The organism is Streptomyces sp. NRRL S-118 (assembly GCF_000716335.1).
In the GTDB taxonomy this organism is placed as follows: domain Bacteria; phylum Actinomycetota; class Actinomycetes; order Streptomycetales; family Streptomycetaceae; genus Streptomyces.
Window position 1 is genome coordinate 47,321 of sequence record NZ_KL591002.1, and the last position, 519, is coordinate 47,839.

The window sequence follows — 519 nt, forward strand, 5'->3', positions numbered from 1 at the left end:
GCGCACGCCGCGCACCCCTTCGTCGTCACCTGGGACGACCACGAGACCGAGAACAACTACGCGGGCGACACCCCCGAGAACGACGTACCGCCCGAGGAGTTCCTGCTCCGCCGGGCCGCCGCCTACCGCGCCTACTGGGAGAACCAGCCGCTGCGCGCGCCGCAGCGGCCGCAGGGCCCGGACATGCGGCTCTACCGGCGGCTGTGCTTCGGCGACCTGGCGCAGTTCGACATCCTCGACACCCGCCAGTACCGCTCGAACCAGGCGTACGGCGACGGCTGGCAGACGCCCGGCCCCGAGTCGGAGGACCCGGCGCGGACGATGACCGGCGCCGAGCAGGAGCGGTGGCTGCTCGACGGCTGGAAGAACTCCCGGGCGGTGTGGAACGTGGTGCCGCAGCAGGTCACCTTCGCCCGTCGGCGCAACGTCCCCACCCCCGACTACAAGCTCTCCATGGACGCCTGGGACGGCTACCCCGCCTCCCGCAAGCGCCTCCTCGACGGCGCGCAGGCCGCCGGG

General features: G+C 73.2%; 1 protein-coding gene. It reads left to right on the forward strand.

Annotated features, from left to right (window positions below):
* Positions 1-519: alkaline phosphatase D family protein (locus tag IH00_RS39435; RefSeq protein WP_031069466.1), on the forward strand; the 519-nt coding region annotated here is incomplete at both ends.